The 21,534-nt window shown below is 42.5% G+C and carries 12 protein-coding genes; 1 reads left to right on the top strand and 11 read right to left on the bottom strand.

Annotation, left to right across the window (positions count from 1 at the left end):
* Window positions 1-37: 37 nt before the first annotated feature.
* The 11 genes from WMO28_RS02480 to WMO28_RS02430 all read right to left on the bottom strand — a co-directional run bounded on the left by WMO28_RS02480 (window position 38) and on the right by WMO28_RS02430 (window position 20,191).
* Window positions 38-3,358, bottom strand: coding sequence for an Ig-like domain-containing protein (locus WMO28_RS02480; protein WP_349055957.1), 3,321 nt, complete (start codon window positions 3,356-3,358; stop codon window positions 38-40).
* Between the two features lie 189 nt (window positions 3,359-3,547).
* Window positions 3,548-4,330 carry a hypothetical protein gene (locus WMO28_RS02475; RefSeq protein ID WP_178645343.1) on the bottom strand — a complete coding sequence of 261 codons (783 nt, stop codon included), beginning with the start codon at window positions 4,328-4,330 and terminating at the stop codon, window positions 3,548-3,550.
* A complete protein-coding gene (locus WMO28_RS02470; protein ID WP_178645344.1) occupies window positions 4,327-4,866 on the bottom strand; it encodes a sigma-70 family RNA polymerase sigma factor in 540 nt (179 codons plus the stop codon). Before WMO28_RS02470 ends, WMO28_RS02475 begins: the two co-directional genes overlap by 4 nt.
* 262 nt (window positions 4,867-5,128) lie before the next feature.
* Entirely contained in the window at window positions 5,129-5,695 is a 567-nt protein-coding gene (locus WMO28_RS02465) for an HD domain-containing protein (RefSeq protein ID WP_349055956.1), read from the bottom strand.
* Window positions 5,696-5,836: 141 nt separating this feature from the next.
* Window positions 5,837-10,720, bottom strand: a complete 4,884-nt coding sequence (locus WMO28_RS02460) for an Ig-like domain-containing protein (RefSeq protein WP_349055955.1) — start codon at window positions 10,718-10,720, stop codon at window positions 5,837-5,839.
* Between the two features lie 60 nt (window positions 10,721-10,780).
* Window positions 10,781-11,653, bottom strand: a complete 873-nt coding sequence (locus WMO28_RS02455) for an energy-coupling factor transporter transmembrane component T family protein (RefSeq protein WP_178645347.1) — start codon at window positions 11,651-11,653, stop codon at window positions 10,781-10,783.
* Window positions 11,643-12,377: an ECF transporter S component gene (locus WMO28_RS02450; protein WP_178645348.1), complete on the bottom strand. Its 735-nt coding sequence runs from the start codon at window positions 12,375-12,377 to the stop codon at window positions 11,643-11,645. Before WMO28_RS02450 ends, WMO28_RS02455 begins: the two co-directional genes overlap by 11 nt.
* Window positions 12,359-14,068 carry an energy-coupling factor transporter ATPase gene (locus tag WMO28_RS02445; protein WP_178645349.1) on the bottom strand — a complete coding sequence of 570 codons (1,710 nt, stop codon included), beginning with the start codon at window positions 14,066-14,068 and terminating at the stop codon, window positions 12,359-12,361. Before WMO28_RS02445 ends, WMO28_RS02450 begins: the two co-directional genes overlap by 19 nt.
* Window positions 14,041-14,934 (bottom strand): energy-coupling factor transporter transmembrane protein EcfT, encoded by an 894-nt coding sequence (locus WMO28_RS02440; protein ID WP_178645350.1) that lies wholly within the window; start codon window positions 14,932-14,934, stop codon window positions 14,041-14,043. Before WMO28_RS02440 ends, WMO28_RS02445 begins: the two co-directional genes overlap by 28 nt.
* Before the next feature lie 2 nt (window positions 14,935-14,936).
* Window positions 14,937-18,653, bottom strand: coding sequence for a hypothetical protein (locus WMO28_RS02435; protein ID WP_349055954.1), 3,717 nt, complete (start codon window positions 18,651-18,653; stop codon window positions 14,937-14,939).
* A gap of 20 nt (window positions 18,654-18,673) precedes the next feature.
* Window positions 18,674-20,191, bottom strand: coding sequence for a DUF4430 domain-containing protein (locus WMO28_RS02430; RefSeq protein ID WP_349055953.1), 1,518 nt, complete (start codon window positions 20,189-20,191; stop codon window positions 18,674-18,676).
* A 514-nt stretch (window positions 20,192-20,705) separates the two neighbouring features.
* Here WMO28_RS02430 and WMO28_RS02425 point away from each other — a divergent pair.
* The gene (locus tag WMO28_RS02425) at window positions 20,706-21,533 is read left to right on the top strand and encodes a leucine-rich repeat domain-containing protein (RefSeq protein WP_349055951.1); all 828 of its coding nucleotides are present in this window, start codon (window positions 20,706-20,708) and stop codon (window positions 21,531-21,533) included.
* The last annotated feature ends 1 nt before the right edge of the window (window position 21,534 follow it).

The following is a 21,534-nucleotide window of genomic DNA, read 5'->3' as shown; positions in this document are numbered from 1 at the left end:
GTCAAACTTGCGGAGGTCATTTTTTTGTTTGTAAAACTTATTTCACTGTTACTTTACAGCTCATCTTTTTCGAACCGCTTTGTACTGTGATCGTTGCAGTCCCTTTGTTCACACCTTTGACTACGCCTTTTGAGGTTACAGTTGCAACCTTTGTGCTAGATGATCTATAAATAATGTTCTCATCTGTATTCTTTGGTGCTGCTACTGCTTTGATAGTAAAGGTTTTTCCTTTGGAAATTGTCTTGTTTTTTGGAACTCCGGAAAGCTTGGTAGTTTTTACCAAGGTGTTCTTTACAGTAACCTTGAAAGATTTTGTTGTCTTACTCTTCAAGGTAACTGTGACTGTAGTTGTGCCTGTCTTTTTTCCTGCTGTCAGCTTGAATGTTCCATTACTTTTTACGGATGATACTTTCACGATCGCAGAATTCTTTGAGGTAACCTTTGTCACATAATCCCCTTTTGCAAAACCTGTTGCTTTAAAAGCAGACGTGGACTGACCTTTTTTCAGTTTCAGAGAAGATGCAGTCAGACTAATGGCCGGTTTCAGCTTTGCTGTGCTCTTCTGCTTTTGAATCACAGTTCCACATACCTTACAATGGCTTCCTTCTGTCTTTCCTGTCTTAAATACGGTTGCCGCAACTGCAGCATCTTTTATTTTTGTATGTCCTTTAGCCGAAATACTTACCTTTTTTTCTTCACCACAGATCGTACATCTCTTGATCTGACTTCCTTTTACTGTACATGTAGCTTTTTTTATAATGGTTTCTGTCGTCCAAGCGTGAGTATGCTCTGCAATATCGATATTATATGTTTTACGAATAACCTGATTCCAGTTTCCATCTCCGGTTTTCTTCATAAGTGTCAATGCAACCCATGTCGAATCAACTTTTTTTCTGGTGAGGATTGGAAGATCTTTACCTGCTACCTTTTTCAGAGTCCATGTATTACTGTCATAATCATACTCTGTCTTTCCGGTACTTTCATCTTTCCATGAGTTTATTGTCACTTTCATATTGGAGCTTGTTACATTAATCGGGTTACCCTTTCCTTTCTTGTACTGCACGATCTTTATTCCCAAATTTGAAAGATCGACACTTTTGCCAACAGCCGGATTGATCGTTTTTCCTGATTTATCTTTCAGAGTCTTTGGCAGGAGCACATATTCACTGACTGTAAACCAGATATCCTTTCGGAATGCTTCTTTATAGCCTCCTTTTCCGTTCGGAATCTGTACTGACACATAACAACAGCCACCACCACTGAAGTCACCGGATTTGATCAGAAGATTTTTCCCATCCTGGGAAACAGATATTTCGCCCAGCTTCGACGTTTCTATAATCTTCAGCTTATAATTTTTTACACTCTGATAATTCTTTGTTTTATCTACCAAATCCGTTTTGATCGTCATCTGGCTGTTTGGCAACATCGAACTATCTCCAGTACCGTTTTCCAAAGAGGTCCCCAAAGCATAAGAGCTCTGTTCTTCACTGTTATCGTTATGATCCTTTTCGTAAATATTATCGTCTTTATATTCCGGCAAAATATCCAGATTATACTGACGTCTGGCGATCTGGCTCCATTTTCCATCCGCGTCCTTTTCCATGGCGGTCAAACTAAACCATGTACCATAAGCAGATGCTCTTTCCAGGATTGGAAGCTCCTGGCCCGGAACACTGATCCATTTCCAGTTTACATTGTCATAATCCCATCGTGTTTCGCCCGTACTCTGATCTGTGTTTGAAGATATCACGATCTTATAATTATTTCCAGTTACCGGAATTGGATCGCCTTTTCCGTTTTTATAACGGACAAGCTGTGGTTTCATATCTTTTACAATATCGATCTGCTGCCCTATTTCAGGATTGATCACATTTCCACTTGCATCCGTGATATCTTCTGGCAGGATCACATATTCACTGACTTCAAACCCGATATCCCTCCGGAAGGCTTCCTGATATCCGCCATTTCCATCCGGAAGTTGTACCGATACATAGCAGCATCCCATGCCGGTCCTTTTGCCGGATTTGATCAGAAGGTTTTTTCCATCCTGGGAAACAGAAACATCTCCCTTCTTTGACTGGCTTAGAATTTCCAGTCTGTAATCACCTATCTCCTCATAATTCATTTTATTAACCAGCCTTGTTATAACCGTCATCTGACTGTTCGGCAGCATTGCTCCATTTCCGGTCGTGCCCTCAAATCCACACTGCAGATTATAAGTACTTTTTTCCTCACTGTTATCGTTATGCGCTTTATCATCGGTCTGTAAGCTTCCAACTCTATACCGACGGCTGGCGATCGTGATCCAGTTTCCGTCTGCATTTTTTTCTTTTGCTGCCAGTGTAAACCATGAGTCATTCTCTGCTGTTCTTTCAAGGATGGGAAGCTCCTGGCCCGGAACATCAATCCATTTCCATGCACTGGTATCATAATCCCATACAATTTCATCCATGTTACTAATTGTCCATGATTCTATTACAATCTTATAATTATTTCCGGTTACCGGAATCGGGTCGCCCTTTCCATCTTTATAACGGACAAGCTGTGGCTTCAGATCTTTTTCAATGTCAATCTGTTCTCCGACCTCCGGGTTAAGCTCATCCCCGCCAGCATCTCTGAGATTCTCCGGCAGGATCATGTATTCACTGATATTGGCTGATAAATCATACATGCCAAGATCTGTTCCGTCCTTCGTAACCTTTACTTTAAATGAAATAGGACCCGTTATATTATGAGATTTTATGACAATGTTATTACCATCCAATGATATATCCGCTTTCCCAACATAATTCAAGTCGGAATCGTACGGTGGCAAAATCTCCATCTTATATTCAGCCGAGGGATCATCCTGCCATGAACCATTCGCTGTTTTGTGCATCATCCAGGTGTTGATCGTTATCTGACTGTTTGGCAGCATCGGATCACTTTGTGCTCTGTCCACATAATCATAGTGAAACTGATACTCTTCTGCAATTGTACCTGCCGCTTCCGAAGCTCCCGAACCATCACTGAAACTCTCACCTTCTTCGTCCGAAAAAATCTCTGAAACAGTGTCATCTTCTTCCGGTTCTTCTGCTTCCACCACTTCCCCGGCTTCTTTTCCGGTCAGGTCTTCTTCCTGAATATCTTCTGCTTCATCCGGAAGTTCTGCCGTTTCATTTCCGCTGTTTTCCTCACCTTCTGTCATATCTGCTTCTGTTGTCTCTGCCATCTCTGTCTCTTCATTGTTCTCACTCTGACTCTCTACCAGTCCGGCATCCTCTGTGAGTTCTTCTGCTGTCACCGGCATTACTACGCCTGTACTCTGCGAAAACGTAAGTGCCATTGCCAGAAGCACCGCTATTTTCTTTTGTTTCATAAGATTCCCCCATTTCTTAAAATGCTATAATTATAAACAAAACGCCTCAGTCAATTGCTGCATCGAAGTAGATGTGTAAATGTTTTGAGGCGTTATGTCTATAATTAATCATTATTTAATTTTTCTGAAAATTCATGTAGAATTATTGTAACTTATAAAATGATCCGTGTAAAGGTTATTTTCTTCCATCTATTTTTCAATAACTTCCCCTGCCATGTCAACCAGCTCATCAGCAGACAACTTACCATCTAACTGCAGAAGCTGATACTGTATGCCATCTTTTTTCCAGGTGACACTCTGAACCTTCAGCACTTCCACTTTGGAAGAACCACAGCTGAACACAAGTTTTCCGCTGGCTTCTGCCGCCTTATCCTCTTCTGTCAGTTCATAATCTGCAGGTACAGTTTTGTTTATATAATGTGTATAGTATATTTTTGTACCATTTACATCTGCAATATTTTCACCGAACGGAGCAACTTCCGAATTAAATTTTTCCTGTGAAAAAATAACCTCGTCATTATCTTTCTGATAAGTAAAAGAAACGGATCTGAATTTTTCCACCACATTATTGTTATCATCCTGCAGTCTGTTTTTCACGATATTTCCATCTTTGAAGCGATATCCATTTTGAAATGTGTCTATCAGTACAGGCTCATAACCGATATCTTTTCTGACCTGCGCTTCCGTTGGAAGTGTTCTGTAATCCGGTCTGGATAAAGATGAACCTATCCAGCTTGAAATCGTTCCTGTTGCCGCAAAAGCAGTTACTCCGATCGTCAGCGTCGCAGCTATTAATAAAGGTATCAGTTTCTTTTTAGATCTCATAGTCATCTGCTTCCTTTCACTATCTGCGAAGTCAAGCTTTGCATGCACGCTTCGCCTGATATTTTCTGTGTCAATGTCAAGCGCACTGCCGGAAATATCTGTCTGTTCATTTATCTTTAAGTCTCTGAGCAAATCCTGTTTCCTCATAATCTTTCCTCCGCTTCTGATAAAATTTTTCTGAGTTTTCTTTTACCTCTCGAAAGCCTGGTCTTGACTGTAGAAATATTAAGTCCCATTGCATTTGAGATGTCTCTGATCTTTTCATCAAATTTATACCGTCTTACAAAAATTTCATTATCCGGCTCGCCTAAGCTCATAACGGCATTCCACACCAGATCTGTTTTTGATGTCTCTTCTGCCAGATTCCTTTCATCCGGTATTTCAACATCCTCAATGGATGTGTGATCCTTTTTTCTGTTCAGCCGTTTCAGCCCAAAATTACGCGCCACTGCTGCAATATATGACCGCAATGTACCTTTTTTCAGATCTATGTATTCCGCATTTCTCCAGAGTGTAACAAATACATCTGATATGATTTCCTCAACATCCTCTTTTGGAAGTCCGCTCCCGGCCATATTGTACAAAACAGTACTCAGATAAGGAGTATAAATCTCGATCGCTTCATCTATAGAATTCTCTTCTCTGTTTCTAAGGCGCTGCAAAAGTACCTCTTCATCTGCCATTTTCAACCTGCTTTCTTTTCTGATATCCGGCGAAAATAATCATTTATTTCGCCATTTGTGTTCAATTAAAAGCTTTTAATCTTTACACTCTTATATATCCTGCAAAAACATAAAAAGTTTCACTTCACCATTTATTTTCAAAAAAAGTATAACAAAAAGAGGTCATCATTTCGACAACCTCTATTTCTATACCAATTCAAAAAATCAATGTATCAAAAGGCAGAAGCTCATAGCATCAATTGCTGCGTCATGAACAGAAATTTCATCTCCGGGCATCCCTGATCTTCTTCACACTGTCCTCTCTTACCTGTTCACGCAGCTCTGTCAGATATTCTGAGAATTTTACCTGCTCATTTCCATAAGTCATCTGCAGATCATACTCCAGCGGAATCCAGGTTTTAATATCGGATTCATTGTGCTGGATCAGGGCTTCCAGCTTGTCCAGAGCTTTATAGATCCTGGCCTCCAGAGTCTGCTGCTCTTCCATTTCCTCATAAAGCTCCGCCATCTCTTTGCAAAACGGTTCCGGCAAAGATTCTACCCATTCTCCCAGCACATCCGCCTCTTTCTCAGAATCTGCCTTTGTCTTTTCGAACGTCGGGATATCCCCGGTAAAAGCTTCTCCCAGATCATGAATCAGGCACATTTTCATAAGCTTCAGAAGATCCGCCTCCGGAAATTCATCACTGACCAGATACGCCATCAGCGTGATCCGCCAGGAATGCTCCGCAACACTCTCACGCCTGCCGCCGGATGTATAGCAGTGGCGGACGGCATCTTTTAAGCGTTCTGCGAGGGAAAGAACTTCTATTAGTTTTTCCGGCTTCATCTTCGCATATCCTCCCTTTGTTTTATATTAACGGTTCCCATTATACCATATCTTATCAGCATTAAAAAACCCCGGAACAGCACTCTGCTGTACTCCGGGGTTTTTACTTCACATTTCTGCGATTTTAATTTTATAATTTGTTTACTTTACAGTAACTTTGCATTTGGCAGTAAATTTTCCGGCTTTTACGGTGATCACTGCTGTTCCTTTTTTCTTTGCGGTAATCTTTCCCTTTGAGTCTACTGTTGCAACATTCTTATTGCTGGTTGTATAAGTAATTTTTGCAATTGCTCCTGAAGGATAAAGCTGTGGTTTTAATGTATAAGTTTTACCATTTGCGATTGTTTTACTGCCCGGAACATTTCTGATTGCTTTTAATGCCGGTGCTTTCTTTACAGTTACTTTTACAGTTGCTTTCTGTTTTCCGGACTGTACTGTAATTGTTGCACTTCCTGCTTTCACAGCTGTAACAACACCCTGGCTGCTTACTGTGGCAATTTTTGTATTACTGCTCTTATAAGTTACCTTCTCCTGAGAATTGGATGGTGTTACAGCCGGTTTTAATGTATATTTCTTTCCGGCTGTAATGCTCAGTGTCTTCGGCACATTTGTAAGCTTGGTTGTTCTGATAAGTTTTACAGTAACTGCTACTTTTGCCGTCTTTCCACTTGCCAGTGTCACTGTAATCGTTGCCTTACCTTCTTTTGCTGTTGCTGTAATCTTTCCGTTTTTGTCTACGGTTGCAATGCTCTTGTTGGAGGATGTCCATTTCTTAACTGAGTCTCCTCTTGCAAGTCCGCTTGCTTTTACTGTTACAGACTGTTTTGTTTTCAGAGTAAGTGTGGTCTTGGTAAGCTTGACTGTTGGTGTCAGTTTTGTACCAAATTCTCTGGTTATTTTTCTGCCACACAGATTGCAGGTACTCTGCCGTTTCTCAGGGGCAAATACAGTTGCTGAGCTTACTTTGGTCCACTTGGTGTAAACATGCTTGGTCTCTTTTACAGTTACTGCAATCTGCGCTTTCTTTCCACTTGCCAGTGTTACTGTAATTGTTGCTTTGCCTTCTTTTGTTGTTGCCGTGATCTTTCCGTTTTTATCTACGGTTGCAATACTCTTGTCAGAGGATGTCCAGCCCTTAACTGAATCACCCTTTGCAAGTCCGCTTACTTTTACTGTTTCAGACTGTTTTAATGTCAGTGCAACTGTTGTCTTTGAAAGCTTAACAGTTGGATCCAGTTTCTTTCCGACATCCTTTGTTGTTTTCTCTCCGCAGAAATCACAGGTGCTTTCCTGTTTCTCAGGAGCGAATACCGTTGCGTCGCTTACTTTTTTCCATGTAGTGTAGCTGTGCTCATGTGCTTTTGCAACTATCTGGGCATCTACAGGAATATAGTACTCATAAGGTGTTTTTGTGATAACAGCTGTATAAGTTCCTTCTGCCGGTACATTAAGTGTTACATTTCCGTTCTCATCAGTTGTTCCTGTTGCTGCTGCCTTTCCTTCGCTGTCACGTAATTCTACTGTGATGTCTTTCTGTGCAACTGACTCATCACCCCATGCTGCTGTAAATCCTTTTACATTCAGGGTAAAATCTTTCTTAGCCATGATATCGGAAGCAATACCGTCAAAATACAGATATTTGTCACTCCATCCTGTTGTATCATGATATAAAACTACATTTAAGATGTCTCCACTCTGCAGAACTGCCTCATTGCATGTGCTTCCATATCCGGTATCTGCAGAAATCGGCATTTTGTTGTTTACAAAGAAGCCTACACTGGCGGTAGTAACACCGAATACTTTATTGATCCAGCCCTGCTCACTGACTACCAGGTAATCTTCCGGTGCTGCCTTAAATGCATCTCCGTACATTGCTGCATGAAGGTCTGCAAGTGCATCAAGAACAGTTACCTCTGCCTGTACGGATTCCGGTTTTGTATATCCGTAAAGCGCTGCATCTGTAGCCTTTACTGTAAGAGCCTGTGTTTTTCCGGATGTATTTGCTTCAGTTGCAGCGATAACTGTTACATCAGCGCTCTGCGGAATTCTGGAATCCTGACAATCTTTCATAGCCTTGGTAAGAGCTGTGATTGCTTCTGTCTGCTGTGCTTCCGTTGCCTCTGCGTTATCGGAAACTGCCTGTGCAGCTTTGATTGCTTCTGCCAGAACATTCTTTGTTCCTTCCGGATACTGTCCTGCTTCTGTTCCCTCTGTGATGCTCTCAAGAAGTGTATTTGCTTCCTGGATCTTGGCTTTCAGAGCTTCACTTTCTGCTTTTGTTCCTTTTACGGTTACTGTGACAGATGCTTCCTGTTTGTAAAGTTTCTGAAGTTTTGCGTTATCCGGATGATCTTTTGCAAACTGGCCGTATTTCTCACTGGAAAGAAGAGAACTGATGGTAATCTGTGTATTGCTCTCCGGTCTGTTCACAACAAGGTTTTCATGCTGGATCACTGCGTTATTGGAAGATTTAAAGTGATTATATCCCTGTCCTTCCATGATCCACGGATCATCAAAATAATCATCTGTGATGATACCTGCGCCTGTTTTGTCATCTGCGGTATATACCCATACAGCTTTTCCTTCGTTATCCAGATACATTTCCTGGAATGCGTGAAGGTTTGTGGTAATGCTGTCCGCGTCAGCGTTGTCCCCTTTGATACCATCGAAATAATGGGCTTTTGCGTAATCCATCATAGCAATTTCTGCGTCCAGTTTTTCGTTGATATCTTTTACGGAAACTGTGATCGGGATCTCTTTTGTGGCAGTTACGCCTTCTCTTGTGAAGGTAACGATAAGATTTGCTGTTGTATCTTTATCATATGCAAACAGATCCACCGCTGCTCTGTATCCATTGATCTTCATCAGGTTAGCATCACTGGAAGTTACCGTGATCTCTTTATTGTTAAATACATACTCACCGTTTTCATCTTTGATCCTTGTGTAACGAGGAAGCTGAATGTCACCGGTGCAGTTCGCTGTATCAAGCTGTGTCTGCGTTGTAAAATCTTTCAGCTGATCTGCTGTATAATATTTATCCAGGATCGCTTTTAATTCTTCCTCAGTCGGTGCCTGGCTTCCGCTTCCCTTTACAGTTACTTCGAAAGTTTTTGTAATGGTTCCGAAACTGTCAGCTTTTTCAATATACTCATTAAGGAGTGTATCGTTTGCCTTAAAGGTAGCTGTCAGAGTAACCTCTGTGTCCTCTGTTTTCGGGTTGATCTTTCCGGTTCTCGGATAGATTGGGGAATCGATGGACGGATTCTGGATGGAGATCACTTCCGGATCGGAAGATTCCCATGTTACGGTAGACCATATATTACGCATGCTGGTACCCATGCAGCCCGGAAGTGTCAGATCAGAAGTTACTTCCTCCTGTGACGCATTATTTCCTTTAATGCTGTCCCAGGTAAGCTGGTCAGCCTCTGCCTGCATTTTGCCTCTGAAATATTCCTGATCCCAGCTGACAGTTACTCTGCGGCTCTCAGATACTGCAGACGCGTTGTTGCAGGTAAACTTAAAGGTGCAGTCCAGGCTCTTGGAATACACACCCATGCTGTTCAGATCACTCTTTACATAATGAATGGTTCCGTCAGTGCCGATATAATCCGTATCCTCAGATGTTGCAAGAGAAACCTTTACATTGGATACATCTACATCCAGATTGTACTTTTTGACTTTTGCCAGTACCATGTCCGCAATGTTAGAATCGGTTCCGTAAACAGGACGTAAGGTTCCGAATTCTGCGTCAAAGGCTTTCTTTACTGCGTCTACCGCTGCCTGATCTGCAGGATCGATATTGGACTGAAGGGTGACAGGGAAGGTATAATCGCCTGCCTCATCCGGTACGGTGAAGCTTCCGGATGCTTCTTTATATCCGTCTTTTGTGATGGTATATTTGTACTCTTTGCCTGCCTGGAGCTTGTAGCTTCCGTCTTCCTGCGGTCTGAGAGTTGTATACCAGCCTTCTTTTACTGTGATATCCGCGTCTGTGATGGTTGCTCCGTCATTTCCTGTCACTGCGAAGGTTGTATTTCTGTATACGATCGGAGAAAGCTTTACTTCTATATCTCCGCTTGCAGATGGAAGGATCGTCTGTGTATATTTATCGTATCCGTCTGCGGTTACTGTCAGTGTATACTCGGAACCTTCTACCAGTGTATAGCTTCCATCGTCTGCCGGAGTAAGGGAACTCCAGTCTTTCTGAATATCTACGGTTGCGCCTTCAATGGCTTCCCCTGTTTTTGCGTTTACCGGTTTGATATTTACGGTATAGTTCTTCTTTTCCGGAGCCAGAACGATGGTGAAGTCCTGTGTTGCAAGCGCTGTTGCAGTTCCGTCGTTGATCGCTGTTGTGTCTGTATCAAGGGCGAAAAGTTTCAGGGTTGCTGTGAAGGTGTATGGACCCTGCTCTGCGGTAGGTCTTGTGATACTTCTGCTACCGTTTGTCGCCGGAGCTTTATAGCCAACATACGGATTATCCTTATCAATGTACCATCCTGTTTTATAAACAGTATTCACATATTTTAATCTCATACTTCTGATAGCATATCCGCTGGTCGGGATCGTAAGGGCAACATTGTAAGTAAGACCATCCTCACTTTTTGTAACGCCTGTACCGCCACTGGTTATGATCTTATTGCTTCCGTCAATAAAGTTTTCTTTCAGATAAGCCTGGGCTTTTGCCTGCTCGTCCTCTGTGCTTCCTTCGCTGCTCTCCTCAGCCTGTACAGCCGGAACATCCTCAACTACTCCGTTTTCGTCTGCACTACTCTGTTCTGCAACGGCTTCTCCGTCCGAAAAATCATCTCCTGTGACCTCCTCCGTCACTGCTTCCCCAGCATCAGAGAAGTCTTCAGCAGTCACTTCTTCCGGAAGTTCCCCGGCAAAGGTAGTAGCCGGTGCACCTACGGTAGTAAGTGTCACAACAGCTGCCATTGCAACTGCCTGCATTTTTTTCTGCAGTTCTTTTCTAAGCATCTTTTTACCTCTCTTTCTTTTTCTCGGTACAGATTTCTGTGCCATTTATTTACATCTTGTGAAAACTGTCAGTAAATCCGGTCTTCACAATAATGCTCACACTTTTTATTTCTTTCTCTTATAACGGATCTCACCCACGATCTGTAAGCCCATAGGCAAAAGCAGCAACACTGCGTAAGCCGCATAAAATACAAAAGACATGGGCGTAACCGGATTCATAATGATCTCCGGATTATAGTAAATTTCCGTCTGATCCAGAAGAATAGCTGATGCCACAAAAGTCAGACATAGGAAAATCATCACAACAAAACTTCTGTCTCTGTTATCAAAACGATATATGGAAAAAGCAGTTCTTCCTTTCAGTGAATACCCCCGGCTTTTCATGGAAACACTGCTGTCTACAAAATCTTCCAGGGTCCAGGTAATCACAATTGAAATCAGACCGAGACCATGCAAAAACCGCTGAATGATATTTCCCTGTCGCACACCTTTTCCGATTCCTTCTCGAGATATTTCGATCTTCCGTCCTCTCTCCTTGATTCTCGGCACACTACGCAGAAGAATCGAAAGAAACAATGACAACCTTGGTGATATTCTTCCAAACAGGTACACCACTTTATCCGATGAAACCACCGCAAATACGCAGGAGAAAAACATGATCACCGCTGCCACTGTGGTTCCCCTGACAATTCCGTATACGACCGATTCCAGTGTGATCTGATTTCCGATAAAATTCTGACGGAGATTTGTCACACCAAAATGATTGTAATAGGAGTACCAGGCCGTATACAGAAAAATCAGCGGAATCAGACACAAATTGAAGATCACCGCTCTTTTCCCGTTAAGCTTCACGGAATATACAAATGCACAGACATAAGATATTCCCAGGAATACCGGATGATGAAACCATATGGTACATACGATCGCTGCCGCAAAATAGATCAGGTTTATCACCGGATGATAACTGTCAAATCTCATCTTCCTCACCCATCATTCCGTATTTGATCCGGATTCTCTCAAGTTTTTCCATCATAGGTTTACAAAGGATCAGAAGTGTCAGCGCCGTGGCAATTCCATGAACAATATTCACCGGAAGCCCCGACATATAGATTGCAGCCACCGAAGCCCTGGTAAAGTTTGTCACCATGGTAAAAACAGAACAGGTGTCAAGAAGCGGTCCCACAATGCACAGAATGATCAGAAAGCCGATCACAGCAGTGCGGATTCTCTTTTTCTCTGACATGATCCCTTTTCTCGCCAGAAGTCCTGCAAGCAGTCCGCCAATTCCATAGGCGAACATCTGCCACGGTGTCCAGGGACCCTGTCCGAAGATAAAATTACTCACAAAAGCAGCAAGCGCTCCTGTAAGAAATCCCGCTTCCGCGCCAAATGCCATTCCTGTGATCATAATGATTCCAAGCATCGGCTTAAAATGCGGAAGCATGATAAATGCAGCTCTGGAAGCCACCGCGATCGCACACATTACTGCGATCGTTACCAGCTCTCTTGCCTGTGGTTTTCTTTTTTCGTAACTGAGCAGAAACGGAATGATAGAATAAACGATCAGTATCAGGCTGCACAGATAATATTTTCGATCTCCGAAACGCCAGGACACCATCAGGGTCACAGGCATCAGAATCAGGATCAGCACATAGCTTAAAATTCTTTTTAAAGTCCAGTATTTTACAGATTCTGTCTGCATAATTCGATCACATCCTCATTTGTAATAGCGTTTTCAAATATATGGCGGCTCATTCTGTTTGCTGCCGTTGTATAGAAACTGTTCTGCGAAAAGAAACGGTTTGGTGTATTTGTCGTGATGATGCTGCCATCAAAAAACATGCTTACCAGATCTGCGTATTTTGCACAGAATTCCACATCATGAGAAACCATGATAATCGTTACTCCCTGTTTTTTGAGATCCTTCAGGATCTCTGCAAATTCCAGTTTGAAGAAATTATCAATTCCTTTGGTTGGCTCATCCAACAGAAGGATTTTAGGTTCTGTAAGAAGCACTTTTGCCAGTGCTGCTCTCTGCTGTTCTCCTCCGGAGAGGTCATAAGGATGATGTTCCAGAAGATGTGCAATGTGACAGGTTTCTGCCACTTTTTCGATTCTGCTCTTTTTCTCTTCATCCTTTCCGTGAACCATTTCTTCCAGATCCTCACGCACTGTCTTCTTCACAAAAAGGCTCTGCGGATCCTGGGGAAGCATTGCCAGCAGATGGTCAAAAAGTTCTCCTGACTTATATTTCTTCACAGGTTTTCCCTGGATAAAAACTTTTCCGCGATAAGGCCTGCAGATATTGCTGATCGCTTTCAGCGTCGTCGACTTTCCTGCTCCGTTTCCGCCAACAATGGCAAATAATGAATTCTGCGGTACCTGGAAGGTAATTCCTTTCAATACATCCGGGGTATCTTTTTCATAGCGGAACCAGACCTCTTTTACCAGAACTGCCGGATCTTTTACTTCATCCGGATCTGTAGTGATCTTATCCTCGACCCTGGTGATATCCGGAGTTTTGTCTTCAAACATGTGACTTAACCAGTCACCGCCTTCGCGGACTGTAAGTGGACACTTTACAGTTTCTTTCTCCGGATCGGCTTTCTTCTCTTCCTGGAATTTTTTTACCCCGTAATAGATCTGCACCGGCGTGGGCATAGCCGCAAACATATCATTGTTTCCGTTCTTCAGGAAATCGCCGATCTTCCTCGGTTCGTCGTCTGCGATGATCTTTCCGTCTTCCACCACCACAACTTTATCGGATGCATAAAAAATGTCTTCCAGTCTGTGCTCTGTAATGATGATCGTTGTCCGCAGCTCCCGGTTGATCTTTCGTACTGTATTCAGAAAATCCGTAGCAGCAATAGGATCCAGCTGGCTGGTAGGCTCATCCAGAATCAGTACGCTTGGCTGCATCGCCATGATCGATGCCAGATTCAGAAGCTGCTTCTGACCTCCGGAAAGCTCGGTCACATTTTTGTGGAACCAGCTCTGAATGCCAAAATAACTCGCCATTTCCGCCACCCTGAGACGAATCGTTTTCTGATCCATGCCAAGACTCTCCAGTCCAAATGCCAGTTCATGCCACACCTTATCTGTGACAATCTGGTTATCCGGGTTCTGCATAACATACCCGATCCTGGATGACTGGGTACGAAGATCCGCGTCTTTCAGAGGTTTTCCCTCAAAAAATATCTCACCCTCTGTTTTTCCGTGAGGGGCAAGTACGCTTTTCAGGTGTCTTAAGAGTGTCGTCTTGCCACTGCCGCTTTTTCCGCAGACTGTGACATACTGACCTCTCTCAATCTTTAAATTGATATGTGAAAGAGCCGGTTTCTTTTTTTCTGTAGGATAATAGAAACTCAGATCTTTGATCTCAAAATGTGCCATATGATTTCCTCCGTAATATTAACTGCTGTAGGAAGAGCCAGAAACGCTCCATAGGCAACTGCTCCTACAACTGTATATGGGCTCATTGCCACCAGAATTTCCGGTGTGTACTGTGCACTGCTGCCGCCCATGATACAGCAGAAGATCACGATGGCAAGAAAACCAGCCATGATCGCCAACAGAATCTTATCTCTTTTTTCAAAACGGTACAGAGAAAACGTCGTTCTTTTTCCTGTTCCGAAACCACGGCTCCGCATACTGTCTGCCATGATGATGCCACCCTCCAGTGCCCATGAAGTCATCGCTGATACGATGGTCAGACCATGCTCCGCTTTCTCTTTTGCATTTCCATTATCTGCGGACATTCCGATGCTCTTCCTTGCATTGCCGATCTGCGCGATCTTTTTTTCATAGTTGGGAAGAAGACGCAGGATCATCGTCAGCACCAGCGAAACCGACGGCGCTGCTTTTCCAAACAGATACAGAAACTTGTCACTTGTCATTACAAAGCTGTAGGAGGCAAACCATAAGAGAATAGTCACCACCATAGCAGCAAGACAGGTTCCGTATGCAAGAGCTTCCAGTGTATAGGGTCGCCCGTTCCACCAGGTAAACAGAATTCTGTCTCCGTAAGTGTTAAATAAAGGATTTATAAATGACAGCATAAGAAAAAGCGGGATCATTCCCAGCAGAAAGCTCTTTGCCTTCCTGCCTTTTACAGTGATATAAAAGGACGCGGCCGTAACGGCCGATACTGCCAGAAATACCGGATGAATCAACATCATTCCCAGAATAAATGCCCCGATATAAAAGGTAAAATTAATCACCGGATGAAAGGTGGAAAAGGTATCTCTTTTTTCATTCATTTTTATTTTTCACTCTTATCCTTCTTTTTTCCGGAAGCAGCTTTTGCCTTACGGCTGTCAGCAAGCTGCACACCTCCCAGGATCACTACCAGAAGTAACGCTGCTCCGCCACCCACGATCCATGGCCACACAGGTTTTTTCTTCTCCTGATCAGAAAGTATCTCATTCGAATCTCCCATAAAACCTACGATTCCGTAAGCGGAAAATTCTGCCGCATCAAATGTAATATAGCTGTCTGATACTTTTCCTTTCAGGAATTCTACTTTTCCTTTGTCTGTGATATGTACAATCATACAGCTCTTGTAATCTCCCAGATCTGCCATGGGAAGCTGCACATTCAGAATATCCTTCGGTTTCCAGCTGTCGCCGGTAAGAGTATCTACGAACTGAATCTCGTTAAGAGAAAGCACTTCTGACTCCTCGCCCAGAACCTTCTGAATTGTTTTTATTTCATTTTCATCAGCAATCTTTGGGTTTACTACCATCTGAACATACCATGGAAGTGCATCTTCCTTATTATCAGCCAGATTGGTTCCTGTTGCCTGATCAAAATGATACTTTTCTCCAAGAGAAGTCAGAAGTTTCCGGAAAGCTTTATACGTCTGATCTTTCTGAACTGCTTTTTTCTCTCCTGCCGAAAGTTTTTCGTAGTTTTTCCATGTTTTTCCAAGCTCTTTAATCTGTTTCTCTGTATAATCATCGACCTTCGACGGATATGGATTTTTTCTCTTTTTATCAAAAAAAGCTTTCATTTCGCTGACAACTTTTTCTGAAGCAGTTGTCTTGGTTGCTTTCACTTCCGATGTTGAAGTTTTGGAAGCAGTTTTTTTGTTTTTTGTATTTTCTTTTTCTCTACTGCTTTTGCTTTTTCCATCTGCTGTTTTCGTATTTCCGGCAGCTGAAGAAGATTTTTTGCTGCTTATTTTGCCTCCTGAAGATACTGACTTCGTTGATCCGCCTGCCGATTTTGTTCTGGACGGATTCGCTCCGGAAGTCGGAGACGGTGTTGGCGTCTTTGTTGGTTTTGATGCCTGTCCCGGAGTTGGTGCCGGTGTCTTCGCCGGTTTTTGTGACTGACCCGGAGTTGGTTCCGGTGTCTTTTCTGATTTCGGCGGCTGCGTTGGCGTTGGTGTCACCATATTTACAGACTGTCCCGGTTTTCCTGACGGTTTTGACGGTTTTTCCGTCGGATCTGCCGTTGGTTTTGAATCTGGCGTCGGTGTCTTTTCCGGTTTTGACGGTTTGCCTGGCGTTGAAGTCGGTTCTGACTCTTTTTTCAGTTTCTGTAATTCTTTTTCCGCAGCAACCAGTACTGAATAATTGCTCACCTTTTTTTTCTTGTCCTCAGGCAGTGAGTTATAAGCGATTTTGGCATCTGTGATCTTTTCCTCACTTTTAAGTGTTACCTTTCCAATTCCGGCAATCAGCTTTTCTACATTTTTTATTTCTACTTCCTGAGCTGCCTTATAAGCTTTCAGAAGTTTTTCCTGATCTTCTTTCGTAATAACTGATTTCTGTGCTGAATTCAGTCCGTTATAGGCAGCATAAGCAGTAATCACCTGCTGAAAATTATTCATTGTAATCTCTTCCGGTAAAGCTTCAATCAGCTTAATCACCTCAGAAGCTTTTTCCCTGTCTGACTTTATCGCTATATCAGTCATATCATAAAGTGAGTTCTGTCCGTTCTTCATACGGCTGTATGCAGTCATTGCATAATACGCCTGCTCTGTAGCCATCTGATCGTATCCACTGCTCATTACATGCCGGAATCCGCCCTCACCGGTATAATAGCTTAAAAGTCCCTGTAAAAGAGAATTGCCGTTTTTAATAAAACGCGAATCTTTATCACAGTCAATTCCCATTGCAGACAAGCCTGCCACAACCTGAGAACAGCTCTCTGATGTGCTGTGTCCCATGGTTCCAAAAGTTCCGTCTGAAAGCTGCATGGAAGAAAGCTTCGAAACAGCTCTGTCCACAGCTGCCTTTACAGATGAATTGCTGTTATAATATGGAGCCAGTGCCTGCAGTGCCATTCCTGTCATGTCGCTGTCTGCTCCGCCGAAAATACTCCATCCTCCGCCGGATACTTCATTTTTCAAAATGTCATCAATCAGTTTTTCCCTTGTGGTCTGATTCTTTCCTTCCTCAGCTTCCGGAATCTCATAATCATGACTGTCAAAAGCAATTAAAGCCCATATAGTTCCATTTACTCCCTGCCATATTGTCTGATCAAAATCCGATAATGGCTGCAGAAGATTATAACCGCCTACATCAGTAACATCTTCTCCGATAGCAGTCAGGCCGAGAATCGTTCTGGAATATTCACTGTATTTTTTTGCATGAAGTATACCCTGTTTTTCTTTAACTGTGTTTACCACATTTGAAAGATAACGATTGTAAACGGATGAATCTACAGGCTGCCCGCTTCTTTTAAGCCCTATGATCATCCATTCACCGTAAATACTTGCATTTTCCGGAGCACTTTTTTCCGCCATGGAAGCCAGATATTCACCAGTTGCTTTATACGTAGCTGCAAAATTTACTTTTTGTGAAGAAGCCACTTCAGCTTCTCCGGCAGAAAAATCCTCCTCGGAATCCATCGCATATGTTTCTGTCTGTTCTTCCTGCGAATCATTTTTCTTAGTGAGCGTTATCGCATAAATTTCACCATAACCTTCCTGATCCTTCGCCGTGAAAATATAAGTCTCCTGGTTTTCTTTCAGATGACAGAGATAGGAATTTCCATCGATCTGAGTCCACTCCTCATCTCTTTCGCCTCTTTCATAATAAGTCATCTGATCGCCATCCGGATCCCGGAAGATTTCATCAAGTAATACATTCCAGTATCCTTCTGTTTCATATGTTTCATTTTCCGGAATGTTTTCCTGGCGTACCGGGAGATGATTAACATAATCCAGTGACTCTGCTGTTTCTTCGTTTTCATCATCTGCACTGTTATTTTCCGCATTATCCTCATCAATATTTACGTCATTGCCTGCGCTGTCACTTTCAGGTGCAGCCAGTTCCTCTGTTGCATCAGCGTCCGTATCTTCATTGGCGGCATCTTCCGTATAATCTTCAACTGTACTGGGATTTTCAGCTTCTGATGTCTCTTTATTTTCTGCAGCACTTTCACTTTCGTCCGGACTTTCCAGCTGTTCTTCCTGCCCGTCCGCAGAGTCGGTACTATCATTATCACCCGGTTCTTCCTCCAGCACCTGTATGCAGACTGTCCTGCTTTCTATATACGCATTCTCATCTGTTTCATCTGCATTCCAGACTCTGACCTTATAATAAAAGGTTCCTGCTATATCTGTAGGAGGTGCATATTCCGCTTCTGTTTCGTATTCTTCTGTTTTCTCTGACTGGTTTTCCTGATCCTCCTGCTTCTCTTCCTGATCGGTTTTCTCTGTGTCTGATTTTTTTATTTCCTGAAAGTTCTCATTATCTTCACTTTTCAGCCACAGGTATTTCAGATATTCTTCATTTTCTGTCCTGATCTTTAAAGGTTCTGCCTCTTCATTAAGATAATAAGTAACTGTTTCTTCCGGAAGGTCTTCTGAAATCACAGGTATCTCATTCTCTTCCGGTTCCAGTCCGGAAGCAAAATCTTCAATCTCTTCCGTATTCTCACTGGATGCCATAACCGGCATAACTGTCACAGACTGTCCAAAAAGGGTAGCCGTCAACATCAGTGCCAGAAATCTTTTTCTCTGCATATCTTTTACTCCCTTTGCTGTCATTCACCGTTATAGTCTGCGCCAACATCAGCACCAAGACCGTTACAGGTGAAGCACCATACAATATCATCTCCGTCTTCCAGTGTATATTTGGAGCATCCGTAATTAGGGAACCATCCATTTACTTTAAACATCCAGCCTGACTGTGCACCACAGTCAAATTCATAAAGATTATTAATTCCCTGAATATAATAACTGTCATACATTGGTGTCCAGGAATATTCCAGCTGGATTCCTGCATAATCGCAGACTCTCTGAAGTACATCAAAAACAGTTTCTCCTTCTGAGAACTCTACTGTGCTGGTATCCAGGATAATTCCGTTTGACGGTACGTATGCCTCTTTTCCGGAAGTAAGATCATCCATATTATCAAGAATGGTATCGCAGCGAATCGTGATCGTACACTGCCGGATATCTGAAGAGTCGGTATCTGTATCATTATTGTAATCATCATCTGCTGTGTTATCCGTATTTACATCATCATTTGTATTGGCATCTGCATCCGCATTGGTGTCTGAGCCTGCATCTGCACTTTCGTCCGTATCCGCAGCAGATATATCTTCTCCATTTTCTGTCGAACTGTCTGTAGTGTTCTCAGATGCATCTGGTGTGTATTCCTCTACGGAGCTTTCCCCTACACTTTCATTGGCTGTGCCTGCATCTGTGCTCTGATTACCAGATTTATCACTATTTTTATTACTGTTATTTTTATTACTGCTTGCTTTATTTTCCGATTTTCCAGAAGTTTTGGGGATCTTGTTTGCAGAGGACAGACTTTTTTCCAGAGCTGCTTTTTTCTCTGCGGCTCTGTCATCCAGTACTTTCTGAAGTTCATCTGCTGTGAAACACAGTTCCTCTTTGTCCTGGCATCCCATCAGCTGCTGAATCATGTATTCGTTTAATGATCCTGCCGAAATTTTACTGGTTTCGACTTTCCAGTTTCCATCTTCGTCTTTGGTTATCTGGGCACTTTCACCGGCCTTTACAGTAGCAGTACTTCCATCTGCCTCATCCAGTTCCAGCTCATCTTTAAAAACATAAATAGCGCCGCTGCCAGACTGTGCACTGACAGAAAAAACGCCCTTTTCAAAAGTAATCTTATTTTCATCAAAGGTAAGTTCTGTCTTTCCGACAGAATCTGTAAAATCCGAAAAAATCTCTCCCTGTTCAACTGAAAATCTGAGATTATTTTTTTCTACGGATTCTGCAGTAAGCTTTGTATTGGCATTCAGCGAAAGAATATTTTTTTCACCGGCTGAAAGCTCTGCCGTGGTTCCGTTTTTGGTTTCAATCGTATCTCCGTCTCTCAGCGAAACATTTTTTTCAAGTCCGTAGCCGACTCCGTTTCTTTCGATATTCGCTACACCTTTTACATCTTTTGTCATCAGAACGCTGTCTGTGCCTTTATCAAACCACCCTTTCAGGTTTCCTACTGCCATAACTCCGCATCCGGCAATAACCAGGATCAGCACTACCATAATCACATTAAACAGCGTCTTTTTCTTTTTACTTTCCATTTTTCCTCCTTTTTTCTGCACAAAAGAGCAACAAAAAAGGTAACGGAAAATAATCCCTCTTTAAAGGGAATCCGTTACCTGATAGACGTTCCTATGCGCAAACAAATGCTTCTACCTTACACATAAAGAAAAACGGCCTGCCGACTATACGACATCGCACTTATATGTACAGGAATTACGCCTGTTTGCCTGTATTTCTCCCTGTATGAAATTTATACTAAAAGTATAGTTCATTTCCTGTTATCTGTCAAATAAAAAGCGTCAAAAACAATTGTATATAATTCTTTTCTGTGCTATAATAATCAGACACCCAAATAATAAATTTAGACATTTTCAAGTATTTATTAACGATTATACTATATCGTATGAAAAGGAAATAAGTGTAACTGTATAAGTCAGGAGACTTGCTTGGAAATATTGCCTACCATTACACGTGTGATAAACAAAGAAGTCTTTTTTGGATATCGTATCTGCCTGTGATGCGGTGTCTTTTTTATGTCAAAGGAGTCTTTTTATGTCAGGTACTTATTACAGATCCAACCGCGTTATTTCCAAAACCAATGCCAGGAACTATCTTTCCCAAAATGTAAAGATTCCTGCGCCTGTTGAATATATCGCTTCCGAAGCATTTCAGAAGAAAACCAAGATTTCTTCCGTCTGTTTTCCGGATACACTGAAGAATATCGGAGCCAGAACCTTTCAGGGCTGTTCTCTTCTGACAGAGGTCGATCTTCCCACACAGGTGGAGACTTTAGGTTCCAACGTTTTTTCTCAGTGCAATTCCCTGGAAAAAGTCACTCTTTCCCAATCACTTTCCTCAATCCCAAAAGCTGCCTTTCAGGAAAACCGTAAGCTTGGATGCATAATTTTTCCGGATAATTCCCAGATTTCCCGTATTCGTTCCGAAGCTTTTTCGCAGTGTACCTCTCTGGAATCACTGGATCTTCCTCCCGCGCTTACAGAAATTGAGGCTCGCGCTTTTTACAAATGCAAAAATCTCTCCTCTGTAAATTTCCCGGAGGGACTGAAGCAGATCGGCAAAGAAGCTTTTTACTTCTGTGCAATCGATCATCTGAAGCTTCCTCAGTCTCTGGAAGTACTGGAGGAAAGTGCCTTTTTCAAATGTAAGAATCTTACTCATGTCTGTCTTCCTACAGGTATCCGCTATATCGGCAAATGGGTCTTTCACGGCTGTAACCGTATGAAGTATCTGGAGATTTACCATAATCCGGATTTTATCGGTTCCTGGATCATCAACCGTGCATGCACGATCCGATGCTATAAGGGTTCTAAAGTAGATGACTACTGCAAAGAATTTGATTTTAACGTTGAATATCTTTAAA

Source organism: Blautia aquisgranensis, from assembly GCF_040096615.1.
GTDB lineage: Bacteria > Bacillota > Clostridia > Lachnospirales > Lachnospiraceae > Blautia_A > Blautia_A aquisgranensis.
Note: the sequence above shows the minus strand (reverse complement) of the source record. Positions and strands in the feature narration are given on the sequence as shown.